The following is a 16,553-nucleotide window of genomic DNA, read 5'->3' as shown; positions in this document are numbered from 1 at the left end:
TCAGGCGTTCTTCTGGTGCTGAGCGAGCGCTGCCTTGACGAAGCCACTGAACAGCGGGTGACCGTCGCGAGGCGTGGAGGTGAACTCAGGGTGGAACTGGCAAGCCACGAACCACGGGTGGTCCTTGGACTCGACCACCTCAACCAGCGCGCCATCACCGGAACGACCGGACACTTTCAGCCCGGCTTCGATCAGTTGCGGCAGCAGCTTGTTGTTCACTTCGTAACGGTGACGATGACGCTCGACGATAGTGTCGTTGGCGTAGCAATCGTGCACCAGAGAACCCGGCTCCAGCAGGCATTCCTGCGCGCCCAGACGCATGGTGCCGCCAAGGTCGGAGCTTTCGGTACGGGTTTCGACCGCGCCGGTGGCGTCTTCCCACTCGGTGATCAGGCCGACCACAGGGTGCGGGCTGGTGCGATCGAACTCCGTGGAGTTGGCGTCTTTCCAGCCCAGCACGTTACGGGCGAACTCGATGACCGCCACTTGCATGCCCAGGCAAATACCCAGGTAAGGCACCTTGTTTTCGCGAGCAAACTGAACGGCGGTGATCTTGCCTTCGACACCGCGCAGACCGAAGCCGCCCGGTACCAGAATGGCGTCCACACCTTCCAGCAGGCCAGTGCCCTGATTCTCGATGTCTTCGGAATCGATGTAGCGCAGGTTGACCTTGGTGCGGTTGCTGATGCCTGCGTGGCTCATCGCTTCGATCAGCGATTTGTACGCGTCCAGCAGTTCCATGTACTTGCCGACCATCGCGATGGTGACTTCGTGCTCCGGGTTCAGCTTGGCATCGACGACCTTGTCCCACTCGGACAGGTCGGCGCTGTTGCATTGCAGGCCAAAACGCTCAACGACGAAATCGTCCAGACCCTGCGAGTGCAGGATGCCCGGGATCTTGTAGATGGTGTCGGCGTCTTCCAGCGCGATCACAGCGCGCTCTTCGACGTTGGTGAACTGCGCGATCTTGCGACGCGACGAAACGTCGATCGGGTGATCGGAGCGGCACACCAGCACGTCAGGCTGCAGGCCAATGGAACGCAGTTCCTTGACGGAGTGCTGGGTCGGCTTGGTCTTGGTCTCGCCAGCAGTCGCGATGTACGGCACCAGCGTCAGGTGCATCAGCATCGCGCGCTTGGCGCCGACTTCGAAACGCAACTGGCGGATCGCCTCAAGGAACGGTTGCGATTCGATGTCACCCACGGTGCCACCGATCTCGACCATGGCCACGTCGGCATCGCCGGCGCCCTTGATGATGCGACGCTTGATTTCGTCGGTGATGTGCGGGATCACCTGAATGGTCGCGCCCAGATAATCACCACGGCGCTCTTTGCGCAGGACGTGTTCGTACACACGGCCGGTGGTGAAGTTGTTGTTCTGGGTCATGGTGGTGCGAATGAAACGCTCGTAATGACCCAGGTCCAGGTCGGTCTCCGCGCCGTCGTGGGTGACGAACACTTCACCGTGCTGGAACGGGCTCATGGTGCCCGGGTCGACGTTGATGTAGGGGTCCAGCTTGAGCATGGTGACCTTAAGTCCCCTCGCCTCCAGGATGGCCGCCAATGAAGCCGAGGCAATGCCTTTCCCCAATGAAGAAACAACACCGCCCGTGACGAAGATGTAGCGCGTCATGAAAAACCCTAGAAGTCTGCGTTAAAGCGGTCAGAGCCGCCGGGGAAAGCGAAGGAAGGCCGAAGCCCCCGATGACCTGCGTGTTTCACAGTGCATTCCTGAAATTGCTGCGTTGAAAGCGACTGGCCGAATCCGGACCTGTCCATTGCTCGCCACATTTTGAGAATCGCCCAGTAAAGACTGGCTGGTAATCGGCAACTCACGTCGTTCCGAAAGGGTCGACATAAGCTGTATCAAGAAGGGAGCGTAGTCTACCGGAAACGGGCTCTCATCTCAAACTGTGGTCATTCGTCGGTGGTTGCCAGTGCAATCGCCAGTCGCCACGGGGGTCAGCGTCGAGTCCGGGCAGGTTGGCCACCGCCAGCAACTGTTCACCGCGATACAACAGCGGCAATCGGCCGCGCAAAAACACCGGCACGCCTTTTTCATTGAGCAGGCGCTTGAGGTCCCGGCGCCCGCGGTCCGGTACATCCAGCACTTCACCGCCCTGTCGATAGTGCACGTGCAGCCCGCCGCGAGGGATGTCGCCCAGAATGTGCAACATTCCGTTGCCCGGCAAATGAAGCGGCTGCGAGGCCGTGGACCAGTGCTGCGAACCCGCCACGTCCTTGAGCCAGATGCCCGACAGCCACCAGATTCGCCCTTCTGCGCGATGCAATTGTCCGTCGGCCAGACGCCAGATCGGACGACCATCCGGCCCGGCATCACGCAGGGAATCCCACCCCGCCCAGTGATCACTGTCTGGAAGACGTGTCAGCGGACTCAGCCAGCAACGTAGGGCGTTTCTCTGACGTGCAGATGACAGTCCCTCAAGCGGCGCCAGCTCCAGGGACGGCACCGCCAGCCATGGCCACGGGCACGGTGTGTCGGCGAGCGCCAGATCCTGCGTCGCCAGTTCATCGAGCAAGCCTTGGGCCTCGGCCAGGTGCGCGGCGCTGCGGACCATGCTCGCGGTTGCCTGGGGCCAGCGTGCGGTCAGCATCGGCAACACATGGTTACGCAGGTAATTGCGGGAGAAACGGCTGTCTTTGTTGCTCGGGTCTTCGATCCAGCTCAGGCCCTCGTCCTGTGCATAACGCTCAAGCAATGCGCGGGGCTCGTCCAGCAGCGGCCGGAAGACCTGGCCTTTGCCAAGCACTCGATGGGAAGGCATGGCCGCCAACCCTTTCACACCCGCTCCCCGCAGCAGGCGAAACATCAGGGTTTCCGCCTGATCGTCCCGGTGCTGGGCCGTGAGCAACACCTCGCCCGCCAGCAACGTCTGCTCGAACGCGGTGTATCGGGCATCGCGGGCCGCCTGTTCGAGGCTGGCGCCGGATCGTACTTGCACGTCGATGACCTGCAACGGCACGCCCAGAATCTGACACATCTGACGGCAATGTCCCGGCCACGACGCAGCAACAGCCTGCAAACCGTGATGAATGTGGATAGCGGTCAAAGGGGGGAGACGCTGATGGCGAGCAAGCTCGGCCAGCAGGTGCAGCAGGACGGTGGAATCGAGTCCACCCGAGAAGGCGATGCGCCAACCGGCTGCACCGCGCCAGGGTGCAAGGCGCGATAGCAGACGTTGGGAGAGGTCTTTTTTGAATGTGTCCGGCTTGCTCATGCTGGTGGACCCCGCGTTAGCTCACCGGACCTCAAATATGACTCCGATCAGATGCCGTAGCTCATCAGGCGGTCGTAGCGACGCGCCAACAGTTCATCCGCGTTGAATTTCTTGAGCATGGCCAACTGGCTGCTCAATGCTTCGCGGATGGAAGCCGAAGCCGCCGCCGGATCACGGTGCGCGCCACCCAGTGGCTCGTTGATGACCTTGTCGACGATGCCCAGGCCTTTGAGGCGCTCGGCAGTGATGCCCATCGCTTCGGCAGCGTCTGGCGCTTTTTCTGCGGTTTTCCACAGAATCGACGCGCAGCCTTCCGGCGAAATCACCGCGTAAGTGGAGTATTGCAGCATGTTCAGTTGATCGCACACGCCAATGGCCAGTGCACCGCCCGAACCGCCCTCACCGATCACAGTCGCGATGATCGGCGTCTTCAGACGCGCCATGACACGCAGGTTCCAGGCAATCGCTTCGCTCTGGTTGCGCTCTTCAGCGTCGATGCCAGGGTATGCGCCAGGTGTGTCGATGAAGGTCAGGATCGGCATTTTGAAGCGCTCGGCCATTTCCATCAGGCGGCACGCCTTGCGGTAGCCTTCAGGACGCGGCATGCCAAAGTTGCGGCGTACTTTTTCGCGCACTTCGCGGCCTTTTTGATGACCGATCACCATGACAGGCTGTTCGTCCAGACGGGCGATACCGCCCACGATGGCCGCGTCGTCGGAGAAGTGGCGGTCGCCGTGCAGCTCGTCGAACTCGGTGAAAATGTGTTCGATGTAGTCCAGGGTGTACGGACGACGCGGATGACGCGCCATGCGCGCGATCTGCCAACTGGTCAGGTTGCCGAAAATGCTTTCGGTGAGCGTGCTGCTCTTCTCTTGCAGTCGAGAGATTTCATCGCCGATGTTCAGCGAGTTGTCATTGCCTACCAGTCGCAGCTCTTCAATTTTGGCTTGCAGGTCAGCAATCGGCTGTTCGAAATCCAGAAAATTCGGGTTCATAGGCATCCGTCTTGGGTCGACGGCCAAGAGGCCGGCCGGTTGATCCGTAAACGCCATACCTTAAAGGATGTGGCGTGTGAGGGTCGAGGTTAAAAGTGTCGAGCTTAAAAAAAGTCGGGTATCAGCGTTCATCGATACTGCAGGAAGACGTTCTCTCGTCCGAACTGGTCACGCAGCGCCTGAATCAGGCTGTCTGCGGGATCGATTCGCCATGCTTCGCCGAACTGCAATAGCGCCCGGGCCTCCTGCCCGGTGTAGTCGAGCGTAATCGGACATGCTCCCCGGTGCTTCTTGCACAGGTCGCCCAGCCAGCGTAGACGATCACCTTTCAGCGCCTCGCTGCGCACGGTCAGGCGCAAACTCTCAGCCAGACCGGTCCGCGCTTCTTCGAGACTCATTACCCGCTTGGCTCGCAAACGCAGGCCGCCTGAGAAGTCATCGGAACTGACCTCGCCTTCGACCACCACCATCGCGTCGGTCTGCAACAGCGACTGAGCGGCCTGGAACGAGTCCGCGAACAACGACGCTTCGATGCGGCCAGAGCGGTCATCCAGGGTGATAAACCCCATCTTGTCGCCCTTTTTGTTCTTCATCACACGCAAGGCGATGATCAGACCGGCGACGGTCTGGGTGTCACGGGCGGGTTTCAGGTCAACGATTCGCTGGCGGGCGAAGCGACGAATCTCGCCTTCGTACTCGTCGATCGGGTGCCCCGTCAGGTACAGGCCCAGGGTTTCCTTCTCACCGCGCAAACGCTCTTTGAGAGTGACCTCTTTGGCCCCACGATGGTTCGCATAAACATCGGCATCGGGCTCGACGAACAGCCCGCCAAACAGATCGGCATGGCCACTGTCGTGACTGCGCGCGGTCTGTTCGGCCGACTGAATCGCACCTTCCAGCGCGGCGAGCAACACACCGCGATTGCGGTCAATGTTGGCTTGATACTGTTTTGGGTCGTCGTAGAAAAACGGCCCCAGACGGTCCAGCGCACCGCTGCTGATCAGGCCACCCAACGTGCGTTTGTTGACCCGTTTGAGGTCGATGCGCGCGCAGAAATCGAACAGGTCCTTGAACGGCCCGGCCTGACGCGCTTCGGTAATCGCCTCGACCGGCCCCTCGCCCACGCCTTTGATCGCGCCCAGCCCGTACACGATGCGGCCTTCGTCGTTCACGGTGAATTTGAATTCGGAGTTGTTCACGTCCGGCGCATCGAGGCGCAGCTTCATGGTCCGCACTTCCTCGATCAAGGTCACGACCTTGTCGGTGTTGTGCATGTCCGCCGAGAGCACGGCCGCCATGAACGGCGCGGGGTAATGCTTCTTCAGCCACGCCGTCTGGTACGAGACGAGCCCGTACGCAGCAGAGTGGGATTTGTTAAACCCGTAACCGGCGAATTTTTCCACCAGGTCGAAAATGTTACCGGCCAGATCCGGCTCGATATTGTTGGTCTTGCAGCCTTCGATGAAGCCGCCGCGCTGCTTGGCCATCTCCTCGGGCTTTTTCTTACCCATGGCCCGACGCAGCATGTCGGCCTCGCCGAGGGTGTAACCCGCCATGACCTGAGCAATCTGCATCACCTGTTCCTGATACAGGATGATGCCGTACGTTGGCAGCAGCACGGGCTTGAGCCCTTCGTACTGGTAATCGACGTGCGGGTAGGAGAGCTCGGCGCGACCGTGCTTGCGGTTGATAAAGTCGTCTACCATGCCCGACTGCAGCGGGCCCGGGCGGAACAGTGCCACCAGTGCGATAAGGTCTTCCAGGCAGTCGGGCTTGAGCTTCTTGATCAGCTCTTTCATGCCTCGGGATTCAAGCTGGAAGACCGCCGTGGTTTCGGCTTTTTGCAGCAGATCGTAGGTCGGGGCGTCATCCAGCGGGATGAAGGCGATGTCGAGCGGGTCCTCGCCGACTTTGGCGCGGTCGCGGTTGATCGTCTTCATCGCCCAGTCGATGATCGTCAGCGTTCGCAGACCCAGGAAGTCGAACTTCACCAGACCCGCGGCCTCGACATCGTCCTTGTCGTACTGGGTGACCAGGCCGCCGCCTTCCTCATCACAATAGATCGCCGCGAAGTCGGTCAGTTTGGTCGGCGCGATGACCACACCACCGGCGTGCTTGCCGACGTTACGCACAACGCCTTCGAGCTTGCGCGCCATCTCCCAGATTTCTGCCCCTTCCTCGTCGGTCTTGAGGAAGTCGCGCAGGATTTCTTCCTGCTCATAGGCCTTTTCCAGGGTCATGCCGACTTCGAACGGGATCATCTTCGACAGGCGATCCGCCAGACCGAAGGATTTCCCCTGAGCCCGTGCCACGTCCCGCACCACCGCTTTCGCCGCCATGGAACCGAACGTGATGATCTGGCTGACCGCGTTGCGGCCGTATTTCTCGGCCACGTATTCGATCACCCGGTCGCGCCCGTCCATGCAGAAGTCGACGTCGAAGTCCGGCATCGAAACCCGTTCAGGGTTTAGAAAACGTTCGAAGAGCAGGTCATATTCCAGCGGATCGAGGTCGGTGATCTTCTGTACGTAAGCCACCAGCGAGCCGGCACCCGACCCACGACCCGGACCGACCGGCACGCCGTTGTTCTTGGCCCACTGGATAAAGTCCATAACGATCAGGAAGTAACCGGGGAACCCCATCTGGATGATGATATCCAGCTCGAAATTCAACCGGTCGACGTACTCCTGCCGCTTGGCTTCGTAGTTGGGCGTGGTTTCCCTCGGCCACAGCACGGCCAAGCGCTCTTCAAGGCCCTCGAAAGACACCTTGCGGAAGTATTCATCGATGGTCAGGCCATCGGGAATCGGGAAGTTGGGCAGGAAGTGCTTGCCCAGGCGCACGTCAATGTTGCAACGCTGGGCGATTTCCACGGTGTTCTGCAGCGCGTCGGGCAGGTCGCTGAAAAGCTCGGCCATTTCTGCAGCGCTTTTGAGGTACTGCTGATCGCTGTAGTTGTGCGAGCGGCGCGGGTCGTCCAGCGCCCGGCCCTCGCCGATACACACGCGGGTTTCGTGGGCTTCGAAATCTTCCTGCTTGATGAAGCGAACATCGTTGGTCGCCACCAGCGGCACACCGTGGCGATCGGCAAGGGCGACGGCAGCGTGCAGGTGCTCTTCGTCATTGACGCGGCTGGTCCGTTGAATCTCGATGTAGAAACGATCCTGAAAGACCGACACCCACTCCTTGAGCAACTCGTCGGCCTCGGCCGGGTTGCCACCGAGCAGCGCCATGCCAATCTCACCTTCCTTGGCCGCCGACAGCGCGATCAGCCCTTCATGGGCCTCAGCGACCCACTCGCGCTCGATGATCACCACGCCGTTGCGCTGACCATGCATGAAACCTCGGGAGATCAGCTCGGTGAGATTCAGATAGCCCTTGGGGTTCATCACCAACAGGCTCAAGCGGCTGAGGGGGGCATCCTTGTCACGACCTGCCAACCAGATGTCGGCGCCACAGATAGGCTTGATGCCAGCGCCCATGGCGGCCTTGTAGAACTTGACCAGCGAGCACAGGTTGTTCTGATCGGTCACTGCCACCGCAGGCATGTTCAGGCCGGTCAACGCCTTGACCAGCGGCTTGACCCGCACCAGCCCGTCGACCAGAGAATATTCGGTGTGCATGCGCAGATGAACGAAAGAAGCCGACATGGTTGATCCTATAGCGCGCAGAAAACAAAGGCCGGATTGTACCGGCCTCTCATGAAAACATCAGCCCGCGATCAGGTGAGCGGCAGCGAGGTGAAGCCGGTGGAGATCATCATCTCCCGCGCTTCATACGCCGCACGTACCGGGGCGAAGGAGCGGCGGTGGATCGGCGTCGGCCCTAACCGGGCCAGCGCTTCCAGGTGAACCGGCGTCGGGTAGCCCTTGTGGCCACCGATCCCGTACCCCGGATAGATCAGTTCCAAGGCAGCCATCTCCCGGTCGCGGCTGACCTTGGCCAGGATCGACGCCGCAGCGATGGCGGGGACCTGGGCATCACCCTGAATCACCGGCGCACTGGGCACCGAGAGTTGCGGGCAACGGTTACCGTCTATCAGCGCCAGTTTCGGGATGATCAGCAGGCCCTCGACCGCACGCTTCATGGCCAGCATGGTGGCGTGCAGAATGTTCAGCTCGTCGATTTCTTCGACTTCGGCCCGTGCGATATGCCAGCACAGCGCCTTTTCGCAGATCTCGTCGAACAGCTTTTCGCGCTTGGCTTCGGTGAGCTTTTTCGAGTCGTTAAGACCCAGGATGGGGCGATTGGGGTCAAGAATCACCGCAGCCGTTACCACAGCGCCGCACAGCGGGCCACGGCCCACCTCATCGACACCGGCGACCAGATCCTCGACCAGGTTGAAATCCAGACCCATTTGCATTGTTCGAGCGCTCATCGTGAAGGCGACGGGCCAATCAGGTTCAGGACCGCTTCGGCGGCTTGATTGGACGCGTCGCGACGCAAGGTGCGGTGAATGGCGTCGAAGCCGGCGGTCTGCTCCGCACCGTTGTCGAGCAACGGCAGCAGGGTGCTGGCCAGGGCATCGGCGGTCGCCGCGTCCTGCAGAAGCTCTGGAACCAGCAAACGCTGGGCCAACAGATTCGGCAGCGACACGTATGGACTCTTCACCATCCGCTTGAGTATCCAGTAGGTCAGCGGCGCCAGACGATAGGCAACCACCATCGGTCGTTTGTACAGCAGCGCTTCCAGCGTGGCGGTGCCCGATGCGATCAACACGGCATCGCAGGCAGCCAACGCAACATGGGAGCGGCCGTCGAGCAAGGTCAGCGGCAGATCGCGGCCTTGCAACAACTGTTCGATTTGCGCGCGGCGTTGAGGGCTGGCGCAGGGCAGCACGAAACGAACGGTCGGGCGCTGGGCGAGCAGCCGTTCGGCGGTGTCGAAAAACAGCGCGCCCAGTCGGCCCACCTCCCCGCCACGGCTGCCCGGCATCAACGCCACGACAGGCCCGTCACCCAGCCCCAGCTCAGCCCGAGCCGCCTGGCGATCCGCTTCAAGGGGGATGGTATCGGCGAGTGGATGGCCGACGAAACGCACCGGCACGCCCTTTTCTTCGTAAAAACGCGCTTCGAACGGCAACAACGTCAACATCAGGTCGCAGCCTTCGCGGATCTTCAGGACACGCTTCTGCCGCCACGCCCACACGGACGGGCTGACGTAGTGCACGGTCTTGATCCCGGCCTGACGCAGTTTGAGTTCGATATTGAGGGTGAAGTCCGGAGCGTCGATCCCGATGAATACATCGGGTTTCTCATCGATCAAGGTCTGGATCAACAGCCTGCGACGGGCCAGCAACTCCTTGAGACGTCCAAGGACTTCCACCAGCCCCATGACCGACAGGCGCTCCATGGGGAAGTAGGACGCCATGCCCTCGGCTTCCATGAGCGGGCCGCCGACGCCGATGAACTGTGCATCAGGATGACGCGCCTTGATGGCACGCATCAGACCCGAACCCAGGATGTCGCCCGAGGCTTCACCGGCGACCAGCGCGATCCGCAAGGCCCCCATGATTAACGAGTGATGCCGCGGGTCGAGTTCTGAATGGACTCAAGAAACAGCGCGACTTCCGGGAACTGCGCCGCCGGTTCAGCCAGCTCGACCACCGCCTGTTCGACCGTCAGCCCTTGGCGATAGACCGTCTTGTAGGCGCGACGCAGGGCATGGATCGAGTCTTCCGAGAAACCACGACGACGCATGCCTTCGAAGTTCATGCTGCGGGCTTCTGCCGGGTTGCCGAACACGGTAACGAACGCCGGGACGTCCTTGCCAATCGCCGTGCCCATGCCTGAAAAGCTGTGGGCGCCGATGTGGCAATACTGATGAACCAAGGTGAACCCGGAGAGGATCGCCCAGTCAGCCACATGCACATGGCCGGCCAGCGCCGTGTTGTTGACCAGGATGCAATGGTTGCCGATGACGCTGTCATGACCGATATGCGCATAGGCCATGATCAGGTTGTTATCGCCAATCGTGGTTTCGGCGCGGTCCTGAATGGTGCCACGGTGAATCGTGACGCCTTCGCGGATCACGTTGTGGTCACCGATGACCAGACGCGTGGCTTCGCCCTTGTACTTGAGGTCAGGCGTGTCCTCACCTACCGAAGAAAACTGGTAGATGTGGTTGTGCTTACCGATGACGGTCGGACCACGCAGAATCACGTGCGGACCTATCACCGTGCCCTCGCCAATTTCCACACCGGGTCCGACGATCGACCACGGGCCGACCTCCACATTGTCGGCCAGCACGGCCGTCGGATCGATGATTGCGCGAGGGTCAATCAAACTCATAGTTTACGTTCCGCACAGATGATTTCTGCGGAGCATACCGGCTTGCCGTCTACCGACGCCTGGCATTCGAACTTCCAGATCTGGCGCTTGCAGCTCAGAAATTTGGCTTCAAGAATCAGTTGGTCGCCCGGCAGCACCGGCTGGCGGAAGCGCAGCTTGTCGGAGCCCACGAAGTAATACAGGGTGCCGTCAGCAGGCTTCACGTCAAGCATCTTGAAACCCAGGATGCCTGCGGCCTGAGCCATTGCTTCGATGATCAGCACGCCCGGCATGATTGGATGCGCAGGAAAGTGCCCATTGAAGAAGGGCTCGTTGATGCTGACATTCTTATAGGCACGAATGAGCTTATTCTCAACATCCAGCTTCACCACACGATCCACCAGCAGGAACGGGTAACGGTGGGGCAGATATTCGCGAATTTCGTTGATGTCCATCATTTCGAGAGGAAGCCTGTAGTAAAGATTGGGAGTGCGCGACGAATGCGCGGCACTCCTCTAGCAAATCAAGGAGGCAGTTTATCGGCTTTGCACACTTGATAAGAAAAAAGTATCAGCCATCAGATGACGCATTACCGCCTGAGGTCACTGCCTCGACAATCTTTTCTAGCTGCTGCAGTCGGCGGGACATGTCGTCGAGCTGGCGAATACGTGCCGCACTCTTGCGCCATTCGGCAGCGGGCTGCATCGCGGTCCCCGAAGAATAGGAACCCGGCTCGGTGATCGAACGGGTGACCATGGTCATGCCCGTGATGAAAACGCCGTCGCAGATTTCAATGTGCCCGACCAGTCCGACACCGCCGGCGAGCATACAGTGTTTGCCGATCTTCGCACTGCCGGAGATGCCAACGCAGGCCGCCATTGCCGTGTGATCGCCCACTTGAACGTTGTGCGCGATCTGAATCTGGTTATCCAGCTTCACACCGTTGCCGATGCGCGTGTCGTCCATGGCGCCGCGGTCAATGGCGGTGTTCACGCCAATCTCCACGTCGTCGCCGATGGTCACGCCACCAATCTGGGCGATCTTCTGCCACACGCCTTTCTCGTTGGCGAAGCCAAAGCCCTCTCCACCCAGTACGGCACCCGACTGGATCACCACGCGCTGGCCGATCCGCACATCGTGATACAGCGTCACGCGCGGTGCCAGCCAGCCGCCTTCGCCGATGACACTGCGGGCACCGATGTAGCAATGAGCACCGAGGGTCACACCGGCAGCGATGCGTGCACCGCTTTCGATGACGACATACGGGCCCACGCTGGCATTCGGATCGACTACCGCGTCAGCAGCGACGATAGCGGTCGGATGAATACCGGCAGCGGCCTTCGGCTTGGGATCGAACAGATGGGAGATTCGTGCGTACGCCAGGTAAGGGTCGGCGATCAGCAGTGCATCTCCCGCGTAACCTTCGGCATCAGCGGGCTTGAGTAGCACGGCTGCGGCGTGGGAGGTTGCGAGGAATTTTCGATACTGAGGATTGGCCAGAAAGCTGACCTGACCGGGCCCGGCCTCCTGCAAGGTGGCCAGTCCGGTGATTTGCTTGTCCGCCGGGCCACGTAGCGTGGCACCGAGGAACTCGGCCAGATGGCCGAGCGTGATAGTCACGGTCATGAATTTACTTCAGCTGGTTCATGCGCTCGATGACCTGGCGAGTGACGTCGTACTGTGGCTTGACGTCAATCACGGCACCGCGCTCGAACACCAGGTCGTAACCGCCTTTCTTGATCACTTCTTCAACAGCCGAGTCCAGCTTTGGCTTCAGTTGCTTGAGCATGTCACGGTCAGCGACGGCTTTGGCTTCGTTCAGCTCCTTGGACTGGAACTGGAAGTCACGGGCTTTCTGCTTGAAGTCCAGTTCCAGCTTCTCGCGCTCAGGCTGGGCCATCTTGTCGCCACCGGCGACCAGACGGTCCTGGATGCCTTTAGCGCTGCTTTCCAGGGCTTTCAGCTTGGTCAGTTGCGGGCCGAATTTCTTTTCAGCGTCGACTGCATACTTCTTGGCAGCATCCGACTCAAGCAGCGCCATCTGATAGTTCAGAACAGCGATCTTCATGTCTGCGAATGCCGGACCGGCGACCAGTACGGTTGCCAGCAGTGCCAATTGGGTCAACTTACGCACGTTGTAACTCCTACAGAATCCGTTGTCGTGATCAGTGATCAGACCCTTAGAAGGTCTGACCGAGAGAGAATTGGAACACCTGGGTTTCGGTGTTGTTGTCTGGCTTCTTGACCGGCATGGCCAACGCGAAACTCAACGGGCCCAAGGCGGTAACCCAGGTCACGCCAACACCGACCGAACTGGCCAGACCGGAAAGATCAGGGCCGTTACATTCGACTTTTTCGCCCGTAGTCGTGACCTTGGAGCTGCCGCAATTGGTATCAAATACGTTACCCACGTCCCAGAACAGGGAAGTCCGCAAAGAACGCTGATCCTTGATGAAAGGCAACGGGAACAGAATTTCTGCACCGCCGGTGATCAGAACGTTACCACCGAACGGCAGCGGATCCTGATCCGGGTCTGCCAAGGTTCCAGGCTTGCCGCCAGGTACACCTGCGCCCCGACTCGGCGTACTACGAGGACCCAACGTGCTGTCCTTGAACCCACGAACCGAGTTGAAACCACCCGCGTAGTAGTTCTCGTAGAACGGTAGACCGGAAGTCGAACCGTAGCCGTCACCGTAACCCAACTCCGAGTGCAGACGCAGCGTGGTGTTGGTGGTGATCGGGTGGAACAACTGACCACGGTAATCAAGCTTGTAGAACGACAGGTCGCTGCCCGGGATCGTGGTTTCCAGCGTCAGGCTCTGGGAATGACCACGGGTCGGCAGTGTGCCTTTGTTCAGGGTCGATTCGGACCAGCCCACGGAAGCCTTGAAGTTGGTGAAATTGTCGCCTTCTTTCTCCAGGAAGTCGAAAATCTCGTCAACGGTATAGGTACCGGTGTTGATCTCATCACGCTGGACCGTTAGGCCGAAGTTCAGACGCGAGGTTTCGCTAATCGGGTAGCCCATGTTGATACCGGCACCCAGGCTGTCTACCGAGTAGCTCGCCACGTCGACATCGAGGTCGTCGTAGTTGGTCTTGCGGTAGAACGCGCTGTAACCCAGGCTCACACCGTCCGGCGTGAAATACGGGTCGACGTAGCTGAAGTTGTAGCGGGTCTGGTATTCACTTTTGGTCAGGCCAATGCTGACCTTGTTACCGGTACCCAGGAAGTTGTTCTGGCTGATCGAACCACCCAGAATCAGACCCGCGCTCTGCGCGAAGCCCACACTGGCGGTGATCGAACCCGACGCCTGCTCTTCCACGGCGTAGTTCACGTCAACCTGATCGTCAGTGCCCGGCACTGCAGGGGTCTCGACGTTAACTTCCTTGAAGAAGCCCAGCCGGTCCAGACGGGTCTTGGACTGGTCGATCAGGTAAGTGGAAGCCCAACCGCCTTCCATCTGACGCATTTCGCGGCGCAGTACATCGTCCGCTGTCTTCGTGTTGCCACGGAAGTTGATGCGGTTCACGTAAGCGCGCTTGCCTGGATCGACAGCGAAGGTGATGTCTACGGTGTGGTCTTCATCATTCGGGGTCGGCACGCCGTTGACGTTGGCGAAGGTATAGCCCTCGTTACCCAGACGACGGGTGATCAGCTCGGACGTGGTGGTCATCACCTTGCGGGAGAACACCTGACCTGGCTTGACCAGCAGCAGCGACTTCACCTGATCTTCAGGCACTTTGAGGTCACCGTTCAGCTTGACCGATTTGACGCTGTACTTCTCGCCTTCATGAATGTTGACGGTGATGTACACGCTTTTCTTGTCAGGGGTGATCGACACCTGAGTCGAGGCGATATCCATGTTGATATAGCCGCGGTCGAGGTAGTAGGAACGCAGACGCTCCAGGTCACCGGACAGCTTTTCACGGGCGTACTTGTCGTCGTTCTTGAAGAAGGACAGCCAGTTGGTGGTCTTCAGCTCGAACAGGTCGGTCAGGTCTTCTTCTTTGAAAACGGAGTTGCCGACGACGTTGATGTGCTGGATCGCGGCAACGGCGCCTTCATTGATGTTGATCTTCAGGCCGACGCGGTTGCGCGGCTGGGAAACGACTTCAGTGGCGACTTCTGCCGAGTAACGGCCTTGAGCCACGTACTGACGCTGCAGTTCGTTACGGACACCTTCGAGTGTCGCACGCTGGAAGATTTCGCCTTCGGCCAGACCCGACTGTTTGAGGCCCTTCATCAAGTCTTCGGTGGTGATCGCCTTGTTGCCTTCGATCTCGATGCTCGCAACCGACGGGCGCTCAACCACGGAGATGACCAGAACGTTACCGTCACGGCCCAACTGGATATCCTGGAAGAACCCGGTTTTGAACAACGCACGCGTGGCGTCGACCAGACGTGCGTCATCGGCCTGTTCACCCACGTTCAACGGCAACGCGCCAAAGACACTGCCGGCGGACACCCGCTGCAGGCCGTTGACACGGATATCGGAGATAGTGAAGGACTCGGCGTGAACTTCGGCGATCATCAGTACGGCAAGAACCGCAGTTAGCAGCAGACGTTTCATGAAGTCCTTTCTTATTCCAACTGGCAATAAACAAACTGCCGCAAAATGCGGCAGATTCACAATTCGGCGTAGCTTTACAGTCGTCCCAGATCGTTGACCAGTGCGAGCAACATGACTCCAACCACCAGACTTATCCCGATCTGAACCCCCCAACCCTGCACCTTTTCCGACAGTGGGCGACCACGCGCCCACTCGATCAGATAAAACAGCAAGTGCCCCCCGTCCAACACTGGAATGGGTAGCAAATTGAGAACCCCCAGGCTTATGCTCAGATAAGCAAGGAAATTCAAGAAGTCACCTACACCTGACTGGGCCGAAGCGCCCGCCACTTTAGCAATGGTTATCGGTCCGCTCAAGTTTTTTACCGAGAGCTCGCCGAACAACATTTTCCTCAGCGAATCGAGCGTCAATACGCTCATGGTCCACGTGCGCCGCGCCCCCTCTGCGACGGCGGCCACAGGCCCGTAGCTCACCTCGCGCAGCATTTCCGGTGGCCAATCAATGCCTTTTACCCCGGCGCCGAGATAACCCGTCGCTGTCTTGCTCTCGCCACGGGCGACCAATGTGACCGGGACGTCGATTCTCGCATTGTCTCGCTCGACACTCAGCAAAATCCGGGTATCAGGACGGACACGAACCCAGTCCACAACTTGCTGCCACTCGTTGACGGGCTGGCCGTCCAGCGCCAACAGGCGGTCACCGGTTTTCAGACCAGCGGCCTGGGCCGGACCGGCAGGATCGAGCTCAGCCAGCACTGGCGGCAATGCCGGGCGCCATGGACGAATACCCAGCGAACGGATCGGGTCTGGCTCGTCCGCACCCTTGAGCCAGTTATCCAGCGCCAGCGTACGGGGAGTATCGACGTCAGAACCCTGGTCACGGACCTTCAGGGCAATGGTCCCGCTTTCGCCAAGACGACGGACCAGCTGAAGATTCACAGCTGACCAGCCGGTCGTGGCTTCGCCATCAACGGATACAATTTCCTGCCCGGAGACCAATCCGGCCTTCTCAGCGATGCTACCCGCTTCGACGCCGCCGATGACCGGACGCACTTGCTGGCTGCCCAGCGCCGCCAGCACCCAGAAAAAGACGATGGCCAGTAAAAAGTTGGCGACCGGACCCGCGATGACAATAGCGATCCGCTGATAAACGGTCTTGCGGTTGAACGATTGGTCGACCAGCTCCGGAGGCACTTCGCCCTCCCGCTCGTCGAGCATCTTCACGTAGCCGCCCAACGGAATGGCGGCAACAACGTATTCGGTGCCCTTGCGGTCATGCCAACGCAAGAGCGGCATGCCGAAGCCGACGGAAAACCGCAGCACCTTGACACCACAACGCCGCGCCACCCAGAAGTGGCCAAATTCGTGAAAAGTCACCAGCACGCCCAGGGCAACCAGGGTGCCGACAATCATATAAAGCGCACTCATCGCTGTTCTCCGGATACCGGTTTGGCGTTGCAGGCGGGCATCCGGGGACAGCC

12 protein-coding genes are annotated in these 16,553 nt (G+C 59.9%); all 12 read right to left on the bottom strand.

What is annotated here, in order from left to right; genetic code table 11:
- The 12 genes from pyrG to rseP all read right to left on the bottom strand — a co-directional run bounded on the left by pyrG (position 1) and on the right by rseP (position 16,500).
- Positions 1 to 1,632 carry a CTP synthase gene (gene pyrG, locus ACWKWE_RS16320; RefSeq protein ID WP_166593529.1) on the bottom strand — a complete coding sequence of 544 codons (1,632 nt, stop codon included), beginning with the start codon at positions 1,630 to 1,632 and terminating at the stop codon, positions 1 to 3.
- Between the two features lie 268 nt (positions 1,633 to 1,900).
- Positions 1,901 to 3,238: a tRNA lysidine(34) synthetase TilS gene (gene tilS, locus ACWKWE_RS16315; protein WP_483851112.1), complete on the bottom strand. Its 1,338-nt coding sequence runs from the start codon at positions 3,236 to 3,238 to the stop codon at positions 1,901 to 1,903.
- Between the two features lie 47 nt (positions 3,239 to 3,285).
- Complete coding sequence (locus ACWKWE_RS16310; RefSeq protein ID WP_483851111.1) at positions 3,286 to 4,233, bottom strand: acetyl-CoA carboxylase carboxyltransferase subunit alpha; 948 nt, start codon at positions 4,231 to 4,233, stop codon at positions 3,286 to 3,288.
- Between the two features lie 128 nt (positions 4,234 to 4,361).
- Positions 4,362 to 7,883, bottom strand: coding sequence for a DNA polymerase III subunit alpha (dnaE, locus tag ACWKWE_RS16305; protein WP_166593532.1), 3,522 nt, complete (start codon positions 7,881 to 7,883; stop codon positions 4,362 to 4,364).
- Between the two features lie 71 nt (positions 7,884 to 7,954).
- Positions 7,955 to 8,596 (bottom strand): ribonuclease HII, encoded by a 642-nt coding sequence (gene rnhB / locus ACWKWE_RS16300; protein WP_483851110.1) that lies wholly within the window; start codon positions 8,594 to 8,596, stop codon positions 7,955 to 7,957.
- An 11-nt stretch (positions 8,597 to 8,607) separates the two neighbouring features.
- Entirely contained in the window at positions 8,608 to 9,744 is a 1,137-nt protein-coding gene (gene lpxB, locus ACWKWE_RS16295; protein WP_483851109.1) for a lipid-A-disaccharide synthase, read from the bottom strand.
- A gap of 2 nt (positions 9,745 to 9,746) precedes the next feature.
- Positions 9,747 to 10,523: an acyl-ACP--UDP-N-acetylglucosamine O-acyltransferase gene (gene lpxA / locus ACWKWE_RS16290; RefSeq protein WP_166593533.1), complete on the bottom strand. Its 777-nt coding sequence runs from the start codon at positions 10,521 to 10,523 to the stop codon at positions 9,747 to 9,749.
- The gene (gene fabZ, locus ACWKWE_RS16285) at positions 10,520 to 10,960 is read right to left on the bottom strand and encodes a 3-hydroxyacyl-ACP dehydratase FabZ (RefSeq protein ID WP_166593534.1); all 441 of its coding nucleotides are present in this window, start codon (positions 10,958 to 10,960) and stop codon (positions 10,520 to 10,522) included. Before fabZ ends, lpxA begins: the two co-directional genes overlap by 4 nt.
- Before the next feature lie 112 nt (positions 10,961 to 11,072).
- The gene (lpxD, locus tag ACWKWE_RS16280) at positions 11,073 to 12,128 is read right to left on the bottom strand and encodes a UDP-3-O-(3-hydroxymyristoyl)glucosamine N-acyltransferase (protein ID WP_166593535.1); all 1,056 of its coding nucleotides are present in this window, start codon (positions 12,126 to 12,128) and stop codon (positions 11,073 to 11,075) included.
- 4 nt (positions 12,129 to 12,132) lie between these two features.
- Positions 12,133 to 12,636, bottom strand: a complete 504-nt coding sequence (locus ACWKWE_RS16275) for an OmpH/Skp family outer membrane protein (RefSeq protein WP_166593536.1) — start codon at positions 12,634 to 12,636, stop codon at positions 12,133 to 12,135.
- 46 nt (positions 12,637 to 12,682) lie between these two features.
- Complete coding sequence (gene bamA / locus ACWKWE_RS16270) at positions 12,683 to 15,073, bottom strand: outer membrane protein assembly factor BamA (protein ID WP_483851108.1); 2,391 nt, start codon at positions 15,071 to 15,073, stop codon at positions 12,683 to 12,685.
- A gap of 74 nt (positions 15,074 to 15,147) precedes the next feature.
- Complete coding sequence (gene rseP / locus ACWKWE_RS16265; RefSeq protein WP_483851107.1) at positions 15,148 to 16,500, bottom strand: sigma E protease regulator RseP; 1,353 nt, start codon at positions 16,498 to 16,500, stop codon at positions 15,148 to 15,150.
- Positions 16,501 to 16,553 lie beyond the last annotated feature (53 nt).

It is taken from the genome of Pseudomonas salicis (genome assembly GCF_057128705.1).
Note: the sequence above shows the minus strand (reverse complement) of the source record. Positions and strands in the feature narration are given on the sequence as shown.